Here is a 16,484-nt window from a genome sequence, read left to right on the forward strand (position 1 = left end):
AATCAGGGCAGGTCTTGCCGACTCGCGGGCGTACTACTTCTTGCCGCCGAGCAGGCCACCGAGGATGTCGCCGAGCGCACCGCCCTGATTGCCACCGAGCACGCTGCCCAGGATGCTGCCGAGCGGATTGTTCCCGCCCCCGCCCGACCCACCAAGGATGCTGCCCAGCACGTCGCCGAGGCCACCACCGCCGGGCTGGCCCTGGGGTTCGGCAGGTGCCTGACCCTTGGTCAGCTGCTTGCCGATATAGGCCAGCACGATCGGCGCCAAGATGGGAAGCAACTTCTTGATCAGGTCGCTGTTGCCCGCGCCGCCACTTGCCAACGCCGAGGCGACCTGATTGGTGTCATTGCCGCCGAAGATCCTGGCGACGGCCTTGGAGCCGTCGGCCTCGTCGACCTGGTCGACGCTCACTCCGCCGTCGAGTAGACCGCTGGCGGCGTGGTTGTTGGCCGCGGACTCGATCTTCGACGCCGCGTCTGGATCTTGAGCATTCTGCTGAAGGCCGCCGACCAGCACCGGAACAAGCGTCTGGACGGCGCTGGTCACTTCGGCTTCGTCGGCGCCTAACTTGGTTGCAATCTCTTGCGTGGGAATTTGGTTGAAGAGTTCGTCGAGATCAGGCATGACTAATGACAGTAGGTCAATTCAATTGCTCAGTCTCCAATTTCACACCGGCACCGGGGAATCGGGCCATCAATACGTCGCCCATCGCCGTGGCGGGTGTGAGGACGCCGCGCCGATCCGACAGCCGGTCACGGTCCAGCGCCAGCGCCAAGCCGCTCTCGCCGAGCAGCACCGACGTCGCCTTGTAACCGGGGTCACCCTTCTGGGACATGGTGGCCCGGTAACGCGCGCCAGAAGTTGTGGTGGTGTACGTCTCGACGGTGTAGTGACCCTGTTCGCGAGCCCGTTCGCTGGGGCCGGTGCCTGGCTTGGGGACGATGCGCTCGACGAGTTTGGTCGGCAGCCGGTTGAAATAGCGGCTGCCGAGAGCCATGGTCGCCGCGTTTCCGCCGGTGGCCATCGCTGCGGCCACCCGCGCCGCGAACGAGCGACCCATGCTCAGCTGCTCCGCGTACTCGAACCTGCGGCCGTATGCGTAGTCGAGTAAGGCGTTGGAGCGGCGGACAACTCGTGTGTTCGCCGCGGCCATCACGAACGCTCCGATCCAGTAGCCGTCGAGTTCGGGGGCGATCTCACGGCCACGACGCCATCGAATATCGGGCTGTGCACCGAGTTCGGGTTCCGCGCCGCGATCAGGAGTCAGCGTGTAAGGGTCGTTCATCAGCCGCCTCGCCTCGGGGTCGGTTGATGCCGTACGCATGAGTTCCAACATCGAGGCGACGGTGCCGCCGGACACGCCTCCGGCGAATGAGCGCACCACCAGGTTGGTGTCGCCGAGCTGACCTGCCCCGTCCTGTTCGGCGCGTCGATAGAGTGCATAAACGGTGAGATCCGAAGGAATGGAATCGAATCCACACGAATGCACAATTCGCGCGCCGGTATCCACGGCCTCTTTGTGATACAGATCGATGCTTTCGCGGACGAAGATCGACTCACCCGTCAGATCGGCATAATCCGTTCCGGCCGCTGCGCAGGCAGCAACCAACGGCAATCCGTACCGCACATAGGGCCCCACCGTCGTCACCACCACCTGCGTCCGGGCGGCCATCGCATTGAGACTCGACGGATCCGACGCGTCTGCGGCGATCAGCGGCCAACTCTGCGCCGCCTCCCCCAGTGTCTCCTTGACGGCCAGCAGCTTGTCCTGCGACCGACCGGCCAGCGCGATGCGGGCATCCCCGCCGGCCTTTGCCAGATAGTCGGCGGTCAGTTTCCCGACGAAACCCGTCGCGCCGTATAAAGCGATGTCGAATTCACGCTGGTGTTCTGAATGTCGCCGGCCGGGCGGCTCCGGTGCGCTCATGTGTCGACGCTACCCGAGCATCTCCGGCAGCTCGATGTCCTCATCCAGCACGTGACGGGCCAGGAAGGCGGTCACCACCTGGTACCACAGCTTGGCGTGCTGTGGGGAAAGCACCCAGTGGTTTTCCGACGGGAAGTAGAGGAATCGGTGCGGACTTGTGCCGTCGTCGGCGGCGGGCAGGCCGGACTCGGCGAGCAGCTCGTACCACAGCCGCAGCGCCTCACCGATCGGCACGCGATAGTCCTTGTCGCCGTGGATGACCAGCATCGGGGTGCGAATCTGGCCGACGAACCGGTGTGGCGAGTTCCGGTCGGCCATTTCCGGCGTCATCTCGCGGGACCACCAGTACGCGCCGTCGGTGGTCGGTCCGAACTGATCGAGTGCCCAAAGGCTGGCGTGGGTGACGATCGCGTCGAACCGGTCGGTATGTCCGGCGATCCAGTTCGCCATGTAGCCGCCGAACGAGCCTCCCATCGCGGCGGTGCGCGTTTCGTCGACCCGCGGATGCGCACACGCCGCGTCGGTCGCCGCAATCAGGTCCGTGTATGGCGCGAAACCCCATGCGCCCCAGCCACGCTGGATGAAGTCCTGGCCGTAACCGGTGGACAGTGCAGGGTCGGGCATCAGCACGGCATAGCCCCGGGCGACGAGCAGCCATGGATTCCACCGCCAATGCCAGGAGTTCCAGCTGGCCAGCGGGCCGCCGTGCACCCAGAGCAGCAGTGGCGCGGGCTCTTCGACCTGCGGCAGCGCGAGCCACGACCGAACGGCCTGACCGTCGTCGGTGGTCGCGATCACCTCGCTCAGTACGCCGGGCAGCTGGGGCGATTCCACGCATGGCAATTCCGTCACGACGCCGTCCGGGTCGATCCGCACTGGATGCGGTGGCGTCGCATATGAACTGCGCATCGCAAAGATCACGCCACCCGGGGCGGTGCGCACGTCGGCGTAGGTGTAGTCGTCATCGGTGAGCCGGCCGACCTCGCCGGTCGACGGGTCAACTGCATAGATCGGGCCGCGCCCGTTGTCGTCGGCGGTGACGATCAGCGATGCGCCGTCGGCAGACCACGCGACTGACGTCGGCCAGCGGTCCCAATCGGCCGTCACATCGACGGGCGGCTCTCCGAATTGCATGTGACACAGCGTGATTCGCGGGGCCTTGCCTGGGGTCGAATGCGTTTCGCGGGTGAAGGCCACCGCCGTGCCGTCGGGTGAGATAGCCGGCAATTCCAGGTCGGCGTCGGGGTCGTCGGCGATGATGGCGCGCGCCGCGGTGGCCATGTCGATGCGGACGAGGGTGCTGCGGATGGACGCTTTGGCCGCAGGTGCGTGCCAGGACGTGACGATGAAGGAGCCGTCCGCGCTGACGTCGAAGTCCGCCTCGCGCAACGCATCTCTGGGCTGCGGGGTCAGGTCACGCGGTCCGTCGACGTCGAGCAGATGCGAGTGGTCCGGCCCGAGGTCGTGATCCCAGTACCGCACCGGATAGCCGTTGTGCAGCACCGCCGACACCTTGCTGTCCTTCCGCAGTGCCCGAAGTCGCTTGTCCTCGTCGACGCCGGAAGCCGACCGCAGCAGCTTCGCGGAGGCGACCGTGGCGGCGGCCTCACGCGCGGTGCGGACTCCGTCGATGGCGCCCGGCAGCACCAGGGCCTCGACCGCTTCCCCACCGGCGGCGGGCAGCCGCCACAACGACGCGGGCGGCTTGTCGTCGTCCTCGGAGGGTCGGGCCGCCACGAACAGCAGGTCGCCGTCGAACGTGAACGCCGGCGACGACTCGCCCTTCGCGCCGCGGGTGAGCCGACGCGCCGGCAGTTGCCCGTCCGGGTCGAGTTCCCAGATTGCGGTGACGAACTCGGTGCGCTTGTCGTTGAGTTCGGCGATCGTCGTGACCACCCGTGACCCGTCCGGCGACACCGCGAGGCCGGAGACGCGCGGTAAGGCGAGGAATTCGTCGAGGTCGTCGAATGGCGTCGTCAGCATGTCGTCGAGACTGCGCACAGATCGCCATCAAGCGCAAATTCGCGATCTCGCCGCAGTCTCGGCGAGCTAGTGAGTTTGACGGGTGTGTCCGATCGCCGCGTCGCTGCTGATCGTTCGCGAGCTTGCGCTGGGTAACCGTCGTTTCTCGGGCATCGTCGACAAGACCGGAGCCCCGCGGGATCGCGTCGCGGCGCGGCTCAGGGCGCTGGAACAGGTAGGCGTGACCGCAATAGACGCTACGTTCGACGGATGGCGCAGCAGATCCTTGTGATCGGTGCGGGCATCGCAGGCCTCGCGACAGCCGTGGCACTACAGCGCCGCGGACTCGACGTCACCGTCATCGAGGAGCGCACCGACATGACGTCCGGCGCCGGGATCAGCATCTGGCCCAACGCGCTGGCCGCACTCGACGAGATCGGGCTCGGCGATGCGGTGCGCGACGCCGGAGGGCGGGTCACCGCAGGCGCGCTGCGCTGGCGTGACGGCACCTGGTTGCGCCACCCGTCGCCGCAGCGGTTGGTCAAGGCGCTCGGCGAGCCGCTGGTCGTGATCCGGCGCTCGACGCTCACGACGATCCTGGCCGACGCCCTCGCAGACGGCGCCATGCACCACGGCCTCTCCGCGCGAGAACTCGTCACGACAGGCGACGGCGTGCGGGTCACGCTGTCCGACGACACGACGCGCGCGGCCGCCGCCGTCGTCGGGGCCGATGGCACCCGTTCGGTGGTCGCCCGCCACCTCAACGGAGCGCTCAGCGATCGATACGTCGGCTACACGGCATGGCGGGGCGTCGCCGAATGCGCCATCGACCCCGACGTCGCCGGCGAGGTGATGGGCCCGGGCATCGAGTTCGGTCATGTTCCGCTCGGCCCGGACCACACGTACTGGTTCGCAACCGAGCGGGCACCCGAGGGGCGGACCGCGCCGCAAGGCGAGCTGAACTATCTGAAGGCCAAGTTCGCCACGTGGACCCGCCCGATTCCGGACGTCTTGGCCGCGACCGACCCCGCCGACGTCCTGCACAACGACCTCTACGACCGCGACCAGGCCCGCCAGTGGTCACGAGGACCGGTGGTCGTGGTCGGGGATGCGGCGCATCCGATGCGCCCGCATCTGGGGCAGGGCGGGTGTCAGGGACTGGAGGACGCGGCGATTCTCGCCCGCTTCGTCCATCGGTCCGATGATCTGGCGACCGCGTTTTCGAGTTTCGCGACGTTCCGCAAGCCGCGAGTGCGGCCCCTGGTGCGGGAATCGGCGATGATCGGCCGGATCGTGAACCTGCGCCCCGCGTTCCTCAGCGCGCTGGCGAGCCGAGCCACGGTTCTCGGGCCCGAGGCGCTGCTGACGCGGCATCTGGCAGCGGTGGCGTCGCGTTCGGCGTTCGTCCCGCCCACCGACCGCGACATGGCGCCGGCATGATTCAGCGCGGTGTAGCCAGAGCGCCCAGCGGGTTGAGCAGTGCAGTGCACATCTGACGCGGATTGATGAAACCCAACAACCCGCTGGTCGGCATCGCGGCGCATCCCGTGGCGACGGTCGGCGCGGACGGCGTCGTCGGGTTGCCCCAGACGGCGGGAGCGCCACCCTGGGCGCCACACTTGGGCCACGCGCCCAGGCCCTGCGTGCGCAGGACGTTCTCGGCCACGCGGACCTGCTCGTCACGCGAGGCTGTCGCCGGGCTGCCCACACCGCCGTTGGCGTTCCACGTGGCCTGCTTGAACTGAAGGCCGCCGTAGGCGCCGTTACCGGTGTTGATGGCCCAGTTGCCACCGGACTCGCACTGGGCGATCGCGTCCCAGTTCACGGAGTCGGCGTGCGCGGTGCCCGTCGAAAGTGCCATCGGAACCACGGCGAGCGCCCCGGTGATAGCGGTGGCCATCAGACCTTTGGTGACTGCCTTACGAATGTTCATCACTGCGGTCCTTCCCCGACCGTTTGAAACAAGGCCCGCAAGTGAAGAGTTGTGCGTTCTCCCTACGCGGTTATCCGGTGTTTCGGGTGATGGACATCACGCGTTACGGATGCGTCAAAAGTTTTAATCGTTACTTATCTGGTGTAAGAGGCCTCTGAGAGAGATGGGGCGGTGCCGGGTCGTTTCCCGACACCGCCTCGCAATTGGTTCGTGCAGTCCTAGCCGCGCCGGCCGCAGACCGGCCACGCACCGATGCCTTGCGTCCGGAGCACGTTCTCTGCGACCCGGATCTGCTCCTCACGGCTGGCCTGGCTCGGCGAGCCCGAGCCGCCGTTGGCATGCCAGGTGCCCATCGTGAACTGCAGGCCGCCGTAGTAGCCATTACCTGTAGCAATTGACCAGTTGCCGCCCGACTCGCAGGCAGCGACGGCGTCCCAGTCGACGCCGCTTTCCGCACTCGCGGTGCCGGTCGCCAGCGCCATCGGTGCCAGAGCGAGCGCACCGGCGATGGTGGCCAGACCAAACGTCTTGCGGATGTTCTTCACTTCGATCCTTTCGCCAAGCGCGCGCCATTAACACCCGCGCGGGAACGCGGGCGTAGCTGCCTGTACACAGGCGGAGAGTTGGGCCGCACCATCTCGGTCAGGTGCGGCAGAGGGAGGCCAGAAGGTGCCTCGCCGGATATCAGACCCGGCGACCGCTGAAGGCGAACCCGCCTCCCGCAGCCCCACTCACACGCAGGTTCGTGGGTTTGAAATTATTTGCTCCGTTTGAAGCCGGTTTGGACCGTACAAAGCCTGTCGCGATTAGTCATGTTGATGAAGTTCGTGTCGCGGTTAGATCACGGAAAGATCACGACCGAACCTGAGAAAAGTCTGAGCAGGTCAGCGGCTGGTTTGACGGGACCATACAAATTGGGCCCTCGGCGTGTCGCCGTGAGCCAAATCACGACGATTTTGTGAGCTGTGACACGTGATTTCGGCGCCGATGTGGGTACTACTGCGTCGGAATTGACTGTCCGAGAGCCCAAATCGCCGGTCGCAGGGGTCATATCGCACATTTTGGTTCGCTGGCCAAACCAGTGATCCTCCCCCCGCCTACCACCGGACGAATCACCATGGGGCTGCTACCTTTTCAGCGGCTGGACACGTGTGGGCCTGCACGGTAGCGCGTTTCAGAGCTGACGACCGGCACACTCCGTTCATCCGATGGATTACATTGCAAGACAATCTGTTTCGCACTCAAACACGCCGCTCCGTCACCGAGTCCATCGCCGCCGGCGGACCACCGTTTCGCCCGACGGCCAATAGTGAAGTCGACCAGCTGTCCCCGGCCGCGGGCCTACGGCAGTTTCGAAAGCCAGGGTCTCGCACGGCTCGTGATCAAATTGATACACAGCGCAACGCGACCAATTCCAAAACGCTTATCTCCGAAGGGGTTTCATGAGCCCAGCATCGTGCACGGGCAGTCGCGGCCGTCAGCGCCTATCGCTACTTCGCCGTGTTTATCGGCTGCATTTGGATGGAAATTGAGGGAAAAGAATTCTGCGCGCACGAATTGCAAATAATGCAGGAATTTTGCAGCAAATTTGCTAGCTAATTTTCGGCGGGGCGGTAGCGGCCAGATCGGCCGCGGTGTTGACGTTCGTTAGAGCCCGTTGCTCTGGCATCACGATTCGTTGGGTGTCCACGGTGTCGACCAGCGCTCGCATGCTGCTCTTCCCCGCCGCAATCAGCTCGTCGACCCGGTCGGCCAGCGAGGTGCGGTAGATCCCAGCGAGGTAGTGATCGCGGCCGTCCCACGGCAGCACGACGTCGGCGCCGAGGCGCACGGCCGGACCACTGAGTTCGTCGATCAGGCCGGCGTCGAGATACGGCATGTCGACCGCACACACGAACGCGAGCTGCAAGCCGGCTTCGGCAGCCGCACGCAGCCCCCGCCCCGTCGCGAGCAGCGGCCCGACGCCGCGAACCTCGTCGCGCAGCACTTGGGCCTCAACCGCGGGCAGCGGTTGTCCTGGTGCAGCGATCACGAAAACGGGCGAACACCGCGGGCTTACGACAGACACCGTGCGCTCGAGCAGCGTGGTGCCCTCGTAGGAGAGATTGGCCTTGTCGCGGCCCATTCGGCGGGATGCCCCGCCTGCCAGGATGATTGCAGCAAGCGGCACGGGGGGCGTCACGTCAGTGAGGTTAGTCGACGGTCCAGGTGTCCTTGCCGCGGAGCAGCGACTGCAGGGCAGCCGTGTCGTGCGGCTTGGCGTCACGCGCGCACGCCACCTGGTTGCGGGCCGCGTCGTCGTACGTCGGCTTGCTGACTTGCCGGAATATGCCCATCACCATGTGATCGAGGTTCTGCTCCGACAGCCGAGACAGCGCAAACGCGTACGCCGGGTCCTGCAGCGTTGCGTCGTGGACGACGATCTCGCCGGCCGACACGTCGGCGGTCTTGGCGACCTCGAGCCCATAACCCGACTTGACCACGCAGTACTCGCCGTCGGCGCCGAACGTGATCGGCTCGCCGTGGGTGAGGTTGATCAGCCGTTCCTCCGCGCCCTCTTTGCGAAGCGCGTCGAAGGAGCCGTCGTTGAAGATCGGGCAGTCCTGCATGATCTCCACCAGCGCGGCACCGCGATGCTGAGCAGCGCCACGGAGCACCTCGCTCAGCCCCTTGCGGTCAGAATCGAGCGCGCGGCCAACGAACGTCGCCTCGGCGCCCAGCGCCAGCGACACCGGGTTGAACGGGTAGTCCAGCGAGCCCATCGGCGTGGACTTGGTGATCTTGCCGACCTCAGAGGTCGGCGAGTACTGACCCTTGGTCAGGCCGTAGATGCGGTTGTTGAACAGCAGGATCGTGATGTTGATGTTGCGGCGCAGCGCGTGGATCAGGTGGTTGCCGCCGATCGACAGCGCGTCGCCGTCGCCGGTGACGACCCACACCGACAGATCCTCCCGCGCCAGGGCCAGGCCAGTGGCGATCGTCGGCGCGCGGCCGTGGATGGAGTGGAAACCATACGTTTCGAGGTAGTACGGAAACCGACTCGAGCAGCCGATGCCGGAAACGAACGCAATGTTCTCGCGGCGCAGTCCAAGCTCCGGCAGGAAGTTGCGAATCGTATTGAGGATGACGTAGTCACCGCAGCCCGGGCACCACCGGACCTCCTGGTCACTGGTGAAGTCCTTGGCCTTCTGCGGCGCGTCGGTGGTGGGTACCCCGCTGAGTTTCGAGAGCGGAGTTACGCCCAGGTCCGATCCGATCAGGTCTGTCATGCGCTAGCTCCCACACCAGTCTCTACGGTGGCCGCCGCCAACCGTGCGAACTTGGCCTTGTCAATTTCCTTCTCGCCCAACGTCCCATCCAGCGCGGCATCGATGATGCCCTCAACCTCGTCGGCCAGGAACGCCATGCCTTCCACCTTGGTCACCGACTGGATGTCGACCAGGAACTTGCCGCGCAGCAACAGCGCGAGCTGGCCGAGGTTCATCTCCGGCAGTACAACCTTCGGGTAGCGCCGCAGCACGTCGCCGAGGTTGGCCGGGAACGGGTTGAGGTTCCGCACCTGCGCATGGGCGACCTTGATGCCCCTGCGCCGCGCCCGCCGGCAGGCCTCGCCGATGGGCCCATACGAGCTTCCCCACCCGAGCATCAACAGTTCGGCATCACCGGTCGGGTCGTCGACCTCGAGATCCGGCACAGAGATGCCGTCGATCTTGGCCTGCCGCAAACGCACCATCAGGTCGTGGTTCTTGGGCTCATAGGAGATGTTGCCCGAGCCGTTGGCCGCCTCGAGACCGCCGATGCGGTGCTCCAGACCGGGTGTGCCCGGAACGGCGAACTGGCGCGCGAGGGTCTCCGGGTTGCGTGCGTAAGGCTGAAACGGCTCGCCCGACTTCGCGAACGTGTGCTCGATCGGCGCGTAGCTGCTCACGTCGGGGATGCGCCACGGCTCTGAGCCGTTCGCGATCGCACCGTCGGACAGGATCATCACCGGCGTGTGATAAGTCACCGCGATACGCGCAGCCTCGACGGCGACGTCAAAGCAATCGGAAGGCGTGCGGGGCGCGATGATCGCGACCGGCGACTCGCCGTTGCGGCCGAACATTGCCTGCAACAGGTCGGCCTGCTCGGTCTTGGTGGGCAGGCCGGTGGACGGCCCACCGCGCTGCACGTCGACGACGATCAGCGGAAGCTCGGTCATCACGGCCAAACCGATCGCCTCGGACTTCAGAGAGACACCGGGACCCGAGGTGGTGGTGACACCCAGCGCGCCGCCATAGGACGCGCCGATGGCCGCACCGATGCCGGCGATCTCGTCTTCGGCCTGGAACGTCAGCACGTTGAAGTTCTTGTGCTTGGACAGCTCGTGGAGGATGTCCGAAGCCGGGGTGATCGGGTAGCTGCCGAGCACGAGTTGAACGTCGGCGAGTTGACCCGCGGCGACCAGGCCGTACGCCAGGGCGGTGTTGCCCGAAATCTGCCGGTACTCGCCGGTCTTCAGCTTTGCCGGCGACACCTCGTAGGTGGTGCCGAACGCCTCGGTCGTCTCGCCGTAGTTCCAGCCGGCCTTGAGCGCCAGCACGTTGGCCTCGGCGATATCGGGCTTGCGGGCGAATTTCTCGCGGATGAACGCCTCGCTGTGTTCCAGCTCGCGGCCGTACATCCACGACAGCAGCCCGAGCGCGAACATGTTCTTGGCGCGCTGGCCGTCCTTCTTGGAGGCGCCGATCGACTCGACTGCGCCGAGCGTCAGCGTCGTCATGGCGACGGGCTGCACGACGTAATCGGAAAGCTCGTCGTTCTCCAAGGGATTGGCTTCATAGCCGACCTTGGCGAGGTTGCGCTTGGTGAACTCGTCGGAGTTCGCGATGATCAGACCGCCGCGCGGCAGATCGGAGACGTTGGCCTTCAGCGCGGCGGGATTCATCGCCACAAGGACATCCGGGCGGTCGCCTGCGGTCAGGATGTCATAGTCGGCAATCTGGATCTGGAACGAAGAGACACCCGGCAGCGTGCCCTGTGGAGCACGGATCTCGGCCGGGTAATTCGGCTGAGTAGCAAGGTCATTGCCGAACAGCGCGGCTTCAGAGGTGAAGCGGTCTCCAGTGAGCTGCATGCCGTCGCCCGAGTCGCCGGCAAAGCGAATGACGACCTTTTCGAGCTTCTGCCGAGGGCCTGAAGTGCCGGGACTGATCGCGTTGTCGATGGCCCCCACTACGCCTGCCTTCCGCATTGTTTCCGGCGAAGTCATCCGAGTCGCAGTCAGGGTGACGCGCCGTCGGCGGACGTCCGCCGAAGTTTGATGTCACTGCCAGTACCGATTATTGCACTTCTCTTAGGCGGCGATTTACCCGACGCGCGGGGAACCCCCGGGTGACCTGGGAGCGAACGCACTGCTCAGCCGATGTGCACACGGGCCGAGTGAGACACGATTGTGTTTTCCGTCACTTTCCAGAGAATGGCATTCTCTAAGAAACGGTTACTGATCGGTAGCCATCCGCTAGCAGTAGCTCGGCAGGTTGTACGGCGTGATGACCTGGATCGGCACGGGCCGTACCGGCTCGGCGGGCAACGCCCCACGCTCCTGCAGAATCAGCCGCATCGCCAGGCGGGCGTCGGCGCGCAGATCGTTGTGCAGGACCACCGAGACGCGGCCTTCTCGCAGCAGTTGCCGGTTGTCGGCGTCGAGGTCGTGGGCGATAAAGACGCGGCATGGCCGCCCGAGGCGTTTGAAGGCCGCGACGGTGGCGGTGTTACCGCCGCCGACGGAGTAGACGGCTTCTACGCCGGGGTTCTGCTCGAGCGCCTCGAGCACCAGCCGCTCATTGGTCGCGTCGATGCCGTCGCTGTCGCTGACCTCGACGATCGCGCGACCCGACCCACGCAGAGCTGAGCGGAAACCGACCTCACGCTCACCCTCACCGCGGAACACCGTACGAGACAGCGTGATGAGGACGTCCGACGGCGCCTGCCCGAGCCACTGATTCATCAAATAGGCCGCCGTCACGCCGGCGCCGTGGTTGTCGATGCCGACGTAGGCGCAGCGCGAGCTGGTGGGAACGTCGGTCGCATAGGTCACGACCGGCACGCCCGAGTCGACGAGCCGGTCGATGGCCTCGGCTACCTCTGGTTCATCCTGCGCCTTGAGGATCACGCCGTGAGTGCCGCGGATCTTGGCGAGCGCCTCGACCATCTGCGCGGTCGAGCCCGATTCCCACAGGTGGAAGCGCGCTCGCACCATCGCCGGCGCGAATGCGGGCAGTTCGGCCTCGACCGCGGCGCGAAAGGCATCGGAGAAGCGCCGCGGGGTTTGCATGACCACATCGGTCAGATAGCGCCGGCCGACCAGGCGCAGCTGGGCGCGCTGCTTGTCCAGATCTGCGATCGCCTGCATGACCTCGGCCCTGGTGTTCTCACGCACGCCTGGCCGTTGGTTGAGGACGCGGTCGACGGTGGCCTCGCTCAGACCCGACTGCTGAGCGATCTCGCGGACCTTGTAGCGGTGCGCCATCGAGGGTTCCTTTTCCTCGCGAGCAGTCGCAAAACTGCCCGATTTCAGCCCGATCAGGGCAGTTTTGCGTCTGCTCGCCGGGAAATGGTGAGGGGTTTTTGATGGGTTTCTGGTGTTGAATGCGGTCACTATCACAGCAAGACTATCTGCCATGACCGCGGCCGTCCGCGCCACACGCCAGGCGTGGATGACCGATGCCCACTGCAGCCTCGACGACTTCCGGGCGCAGGTGCTGTGCGACACCGATCCCGCCGACTATCCGCTCGCCTCCGAGATCCGGAGCAACGTGCCGGTTTACGATGCGGACTCCGCCGCTGATCGTCGTGTGCTGCAGTCGGAACTGATTCGGGCGCTGGCCGACGGGCCGGGCGTCGTCGTATTCAAGGCCGCCTTCACCCCCGACCTGATCGAAGCCACCAACGAGGCGTTCTTCGCGATCATCGAAGCGCAGCACGTCGCCGGCTCGGCTGCGGGCGATCACTTCGGCAGGCCCGGCGCCAATGACCGGATCTGGAACGCCGCACAGAAGCTGGCGCTACATGCGCCGCGTGCGTTCACCGAGTATTACTCCAACGACACGCTGGCCGCCGTGTGTCAGGCCTGGCTGGGTCCGCGTTATCAGGTCACCTCGCAGGTAAACGTCGTCAATCCCGGTGGTACACAGCAGGTTCCACACCGCGACTATCACCTCGGGTTCGTGCCCGTCGAGCATCTGGCGTCGTATCCCGCCCACCTGCACCGCACGTCGCCGCTCCTGACGTTGCAGGGCGCCGTCGCCCACTGCGACATGCCGGTCGAAAGCGGGCCGACCATGCTGCTGCCTCATTCGCAGCGCTTCGACGCCGGGTACATCGCATTCAACCGTCCCGAGTTCATCGAGTTCTTCGCCGAGCACCACGTCCAGCTGCCGCTGGCCAAGGGCGACGCGGTGTTCTTCAACCCCGCGCTGTATCACGGTGCGGGATCGAACATCTCGACCGACATCCGCAGGATTGCGAACCTGCTGCAGATCTCGTCACCGTTCGGTCGAGCGATGGAGGCGCTGGATCGCACCGCGATGGTGCGCGCCGTTTATCCGGAACTTCGCGCGATGAAGTCGGCCGGCCGGCCGCAACAGGATCTGGTCAACGTGGTGGTGGCAACGGCCGAGGGCTACGCCTTTCCCACCAACCTCGATCGCGATCAGCCGATCGGCAGCCTGGCCCCGCCAAGCCAGGTTGACACCGTGCTCGCCGCATTGGCCGACGACCTCACCTCGGAAGAACTCGACGCCGCTTTGCGCGACCAGAACGATCGGAGAATTCCATGACCACCCTCGGCGTAGTCGGACTGGGCCGCATCGGCGCCTTTCACGCCGACACGCTCTCGGGCCTGGACGGCGTGGACGGCTTGGTAGTCACTGACGAGCGGCCCGAGCTGGTTGCCGCAGTAGCGGCCAAACACGGTGCAAAACCGGCTGATTCGGTGGAGGCGTTGTTGACCTCCGGCATCGACGGTGTCGTAGTCTCGGCGGCCACGCCCGCTCATGCAGAGCTGACACTGGCCGCCGTGGAGCGGGGGCTGCCTACCTTCTGCGAGAAGCCGATCGCGTCGACCGCCGCCGAAAGCGCACGGGTGGCCGACGTCATCGCTCGTTCAGGAGTGCCGGTGCAGATCGGATATCAGCGCCGGTTCGACGCGGCGTTCGCCGCGGCCAAACGCGCGGTGGACGACGGTTCTCTGGGCCCGCTGCACACTGTCCGGAGCACCACCATGGATCCCGCTCCCCCGCCGATGGAGTACATCGCCGGCTCCGGTGGAATCTTTCGCGACTGTGCCGTCCACGATTTCGATGTCATCCGCTGGATCACCGGCCAGCAGGCCGTCGAGGTATACGCCACCGGCAGTGTGCAGGGCGACCCGCAGTTCACGGAATTCGGTGATGTCGACACCGCAGCGATCGTGGTCAGGTTCGATGAGGGCACCCTCGGGTTGGTATCCGCGGCTCGCTACAACGGGCACGGCTACGACTGCCGCGTTGAGGTACACGGCTTTTACGACACGGTGGTCGCGGGCTGGGATCAGGGCGTGCCGGTGCGAAACACCGACCCACACAACGAGTTTCCCGTCGGCCCCGCCCACCACTTCTTCATGGACCGCTTCACCGACGCATTCCGCGCCGAGCTGACCGCATTCGTCGACGTCGTCAACGGCGCCGCCGCGCCGGCGGTCACGGTGGCCGACGCGGTCGAGGTGGCCTGGCTGGCGGACGCGGCGACGGAGTCGTTCAAACGCGGCGTCCCGGTAAGCATCGAGGAAGTGAGATCAAGATGAAAATCGCAGGTGCGCCGATCTCATGGGGTGTGTGCGAAGTGCCGGGATGGGGCTACCAGCTTGCCCCAGAGCGTGTGCTCGCCGAGATGCGTGACGTCGGCTTGTCCGCCACCGAACTGGGTCCCGAGGGCTTTCTGCCGTCCGATCCGCACGAGCTCACGACGATGTTGGAGTCCTATGGCATGAGCTGCGTGGGCACGTTCGTCCCTGTCGTGTTGCACGATGCCGGTCACGACCCGCTGCCCGACATCGACGGCCCGCTCGACGCGCTACAGGCCTGCGGGGCAGCCGTTCTCGTGCTTGCGGCAGCGACGGGCGCCGACGGTTACGACGCGCGGCCCACACTCGACGACGGCCAGTGGGCCACGCTGCTGACCAATCTGGACCGGCTTGCCGATGCCGCAGCGAACCGCGGCGTGCTAGCCGTGCTGCACCCGCATGTCGGGACCATGGTGGAGACCCGCAGCGACGTCGCGCGGGTGCTGAAAGGCTCGGCGATCCGGTTGTGTTTGGACACCGGGCACCTGTTGATCGGCGGGACGGACCCGTTGCAGTTGGCTCGAAGGGTGCCGGCACGCATCGCGCACGTCCACCTCAAGGACGTCGATATCGAGCTGGCCGCCCGCGTGCAGACCGGCGAATTGACATACACCGATGCGGTTCGGCAGGGCATGTACACCCCGCTGGGTGCGGGCGACGTGGACATCGCCGGAATCGTCACGGCGCTGCGTAGCAACGGGTTTGACGGCTGGTTCGTCATGGAACAGGACACCATCCTGGACGGGCAACCCACCGACGAGGGGCCGGTGGGTGACGTCCGGGAGAGCGTGGCGTTCATCACCGACGTCTGCAGTCGCGTCCCGGTATGAGCTTGAGGATCGGGGTGCTCGGGGCATCCCGCATCGCCGAGCTGGCCATCGTCGGCCCGGCCCGCGAACTGGGCCACCGGCTGGTCGCCGTTGCTGCGCGCGATCCGCGCCGCGCCGAATTGTTCGCCGAAAAGCACGGTGTGGAACGCGTTTTGGGATCGTATAACGAGGTCGTCCACGATCCCGAGGTCGATGCGGTGTACAACCCGTTGGCCAATGCTCTGCACGCACCCTGGAACTTGACGGCGATCTCGGCCGGCAAGCCGGTGCTGACCGAGAAACCGTTCGCCCGCAACCGCGCCGAAGCGCATCAGGTCGCCGAGGCGGCCGACGCGGCCGGGGTCACCGTGATGGAGGGCTTTCACTACCTGTTCCACCCCGTCACCCGCCGCGCGTTCGAATTGGCCTTCGACGGCACCCTCGGCGACGTTGTCCACGTCGAAGTCCGGATGGCCATGCCGGCACCGGAACCCAGCGACCCTCGGTGGTCGCTTGAGTTGGCGGGTGGTGCCCTGATGGACCTGGGCTGCTACGGCCTGCACGTCATACGGCGTCTCGGCCACCCGTCGATCATTCGCGCACACGCCGAAGAGACCAGCCCGGGCGTCGACTCGTGGTGCGACGTCGAACTCGCGTTTCCGGGCGGAGCGACGGGGCTGAGCGCCAATTCGATGGTCGCCGACGAGTACATGTTCACGCTGCGCATCGTCGGCACGCGCGGAGATGTGTTCGTGCACAACTTCATCAAGCCCCACGACGACGACCGGCTCACCATCAACACACCCGCGGGCACCACCGTCGAGCGGCTCGGCACCAAGCCGTCGTACACCTACCAGCTCGAAGCGTTCGCCGCGCACGTGCTGCACGGCGCACCGCTACCGCTCGATACGACCGACGCGGTGGAGAACATGGCCTACGTCGACGCCGCCTATCGTGCGGCGGGCATGACGCCCCGGTAGGCCGCCCCTT

At 66.0% G+C, this 16,484-nt stretch carries 12 protein-coding genes and 2 pseudogenes; 5 read left to right on the forward strand and 9 right to left on the reverse strand.

Annotated elements, in window-relative coordinates; all coding sequences use genetic code 11:
• Nucleotides 1-33: 33 nt before the first annotated feature.
• Genes VJV41_RS03375 through VJV41_RS03385 form a run of 3 tightly spaced genes read right to left on the reverse strand, consistent with a single transcriptional unit; the run spans nucleotide 34 to nucleotide 3,913 of the window.
• Nucleotides 34-627 carry a DUF937 domain-containing protein gene (locus VJV41_RS03375; RefSeq protein ID WP_325331090.1) on the reverse strand — a complete coding sequence of 198 codons (594 nt, stop codon included), beginning with the start codon at nucleotides 625-627 and terminating at the stop codon, nucleotides 34-36.
• A 16-nt stretch (nucleotides 628-643) separates the two neighbouring features.
• Nucleotides 644-1,930 (reverse strand): trans-acting enoyl reductase family protein, encoded by a 1,287-nt coding sequence (locus tag VJV41_RS03380; protein WP_325331092.1) that lies wholly within the window; start codon nucleotides 1,928-1,930, stop codon nucleotides 644-646.
• A 9-nt stretch (nucleotides 1,931-1,939) separates the two neighbouring features.
• Nucleotides 1,940-3,913: a S9 family peptidase gene (locus tag VJV41_RS03385; RefSeq protein ID WP_325331094.1), complete on the reverse strand. Its 1,974-nt coding sequence runs from the start codon at nucleotides 3,911-3,913 to the stop codon at nucleotides 1,940-1,942.
• A 249-nt stretch (nucleotides 3,914-4,162) separates the two neighbouring features.
• Between VJV41_RS03385 and VJV41_RS03395 the strand changes: the two genes are divergently transcribed.
• Nucleotides 4,163-5,332: an FAD-dependent oxidoreductase gene (locus VJV41_RS03395; RefSeq protein ID WP_325331096.1), complete on the forward strand. Its 1,170-nt coding sequence runs from the start codon at nucleotides 4,163-4,165 to the stop codon at nucleotides 5,330-5,332.
• A 163-nt stretch (nucleotides 5,333-5,495) separates the two neighbouring features.
• On the opposite strand, the pseudogene VJV41_RS03400 reads toward VJV41_RS03395, so the two are convergent.
• The 6 genes and pseudogenes from VJV41_RS03400 to VJV41_RS03425 all read right to left on the reverse strand — a co-directional run.
• Nucleotides 5,496-5,726 (reverse strand): annotated as a pseudogene (locus VJV41_RS03400) (transglycosylase family protein); the annotation flags it as partial.
• 317 nt (nucleotides 5,727-6,043) lie between these two features.
• Nucleotides 6,044-6,268: pseudogene (locus tag VJV41_RS03405) on the reverse strand (transglycosylase family protein); the annotation flags it as partial.
• 1,148 nt (nucleotides 6,269-7,416) lie between these two features.
• The gene (mobA, locus tag VJV41_RS03410) at nucleotides 7,417-8,007 is read right to left on the reverse strand and encodes a molybdenum cofactor guanylyltransferase (protein ID WP_325331100.1); all 591 of its coding nucleotides are present in this window, start codon (nucleotides 8,005-8,007) and stop codon (nucleotides 7,417-7,419) included.
• Between the two features lie 10 nt (nucleotides 8,008-8,017).
• Nucleotides 8,018-9,094 carry a 2-oxoacid:ferredoxin oxidoreductase subunit beta gene (locus VJV41_RS03415; protein WP_325331102.1) on the reverse strand — a complete coding sequence of 359 codons (1,077 nt, stop codon included), beginning with the start codon at nucleotides 9,092-9,094 and terminating at the stop codon, nucleotides 8,018-8,020.
• The gene (locus tag VJV41_RS03420; RefSeq protein WP_325331104.1) at nucleotides 9,091-11,037 is read right to left on the reverse strand and encodes a 2-oxoacid:acceptor oxidoreductase subunit alpha; all 1,947 of its coding nucleotides are present in this window, start codon (nucleotides 11,035-11,037) and stop codon (nucleotides 9,091-9,093) included. The genes VJV41_RS03415 and VJV41_RS03420 overlap by 4 nt, the downstream gene beginning before the upstream one ends.
• A 285-nt stretch (nucleotides 11,038-11,322) precedes the next feature.
• Nucleotides 11,323-12,333: a LacI family DNA-binding transcriptional regulator gene (locus VJV41_RS03425; RefSeq protein ID WP_325331106.1), complete on the reverse strand. Its 1,011-nt coding sequence runs from the start codon at nucleotides 12,331-12,333 to the stop codon at nucleotides 11,323-11,325.
• A gap of 151 nt (nucleotides 12,334-12,484) precedes the next feature.
• Here VJV41_RS03425 and VJV41_RS03430 point away from each other — a divergent pair, with 151 nt between their 5' ends.
• The 4 genes from VJV41_RS03430 to VJV41_RS03445 are packed head-to-tail and all read left to right on the forward strand — an operon-like array spanning nucleotide 12,485 to nucleotide 16,474.
• On the forward strand, nucleotides 12,485-13,642 hold the full coding sequence (locus VJV41_RS03430) for a phytanoyl-CoA dioxygenase family protein (RefSeq protein ID WP_325331108.1): 1,158 nt from the start codon (nucleotides 12,485-12,487) through the stop codon (nucleotides 13,640-13,642).
• On the forward strand, nucleotides 13,639-14,646 hold the full coding sequence (locus VJV41_RS03435; protein ID WP_325331110.1) for a Gfo/Idh/MocA family protein: 1,008 nt from the start codon (nucleotides 13,639-13,641) through the stop codon (nucleotides 14,644-14,646). Before VJV41_RS03430 ends, VJV41_RS03435 begins: the two co-directional genes overlap by 4 nt.
• Nucleotides 14,643-15,515: a TIM barrel protein gene (locus VJV41_RS03440; RefSeq protein WP_325331112.1), complete on the forward strand. Its 873-nt coding sequence runs from the start codon at nucleotides 14,643-14,645 to the stop codon at nucleotides 15,513-15,515. Before VJV41_RS03435 ends, VJV41_RS03440 begins: the two co-directional genes overlap by 4 nt.
• Complete coding sequence (locus tag VJV41_RS03445; RefSeq protein ID WP_325331114.1) at nucleotides 15,512-16,474, forward strand: Gfo/Idh/MocA family oxidoreductase; 963 nt, start codon at nucleotides 15,512-15,514, stop codon at nucleotides 16,472-16,474. Before VJV41_RS03440 ends, VJV41_RS03445 begins: the two co-directional genes overlap by 4 nt.
• The last annotated feature ends 10 nt before the right edge of the window (nucleotides 16,475-16,484 follow it).

It is taken from the genome of Mycobacterium sp. (assembly GCF_035274705.1).
Lineage (GTDB): Bacteria > Actinomycetota > Actinomycetes > Mycobacteriales > Mycobacteriaceae > Mycobacterium.

Excerpts from the sequence above, each read along its gene's own strand:
- VJV41_RS03375 (WP_325331090.1), bottom strand. The coding sequence starts at position 627 with ATGCCTGATCTCGACGAACTCTTCAACCAAATTCCCACGCAAGAGATT.
- VJV41_RS03415 (WP_325331102.1), bottom strand. The coding sequence starts at position 9,094 with ATGACAGACCTGATCGGATCGGACCTGGGCGTAACTCCGCTCTCGAAA.
- VJV41_RS03440 (WP_325331112.1), top strand. The coding sequence starts at position 14,643 with ATGAAAATCGCAGGTGCGCCGATCTCATGGGGTGTGTGCGAAGTGCCG.
- VJV41_RS03445 (WP_325331114.1), top strand. The coding sequence starts at position 15,512 with ATGAGCTTGAGGATCGGGGTGCTCGGGGCATCCCGCATCGCCGAGCTG.
- VJV41_RS03430 (WP_325331108.1), top strand. The coding sequence starts at position 12,485 with ATGACCGCGGCCGTCCGCGCCACACGCCAGGCGTGGATGACCGATGCC.
- VJV41_RS03380 (WP_325331092.1), bottom strand. The coding sequence starts at position 1,930 with ATGAGCGCACCGGAGCCGCCCGGCCGGCGACATTCAGAACACCAGCGT.
- VJV41_RS03435 (WP_325331110.1), top strand. The coding sequence starts at position 13,639 with ATGACCACCCTCGGCGTAGTCGGACTGGGCCGCATCGGCGCCTTTCAC.
- VJV41_RS03395 (WP_325331096.1), top strand. The coding sequence starts at position 4,163 with ATGGCGCAGCAGATCCTTGTGATCGGTGCGGGCATCGCAGGCCTCGCG.
- VJV41_RS03425 (WP_325331106.1), bottom strand. The coding sequence starts at position 12,333 with ATGGCGCACCGCTACAAGGTCCGCGAGATCGCTCAGCAGTCGGGTCTG.
- VJV41_RS03385 (WP_325331094.1), bottom strand. The coding sequence starts at position 3,913 with ATGCTGACGACGCCATTCGACGACCTCGACGAATTCCTCGCCTTACCG.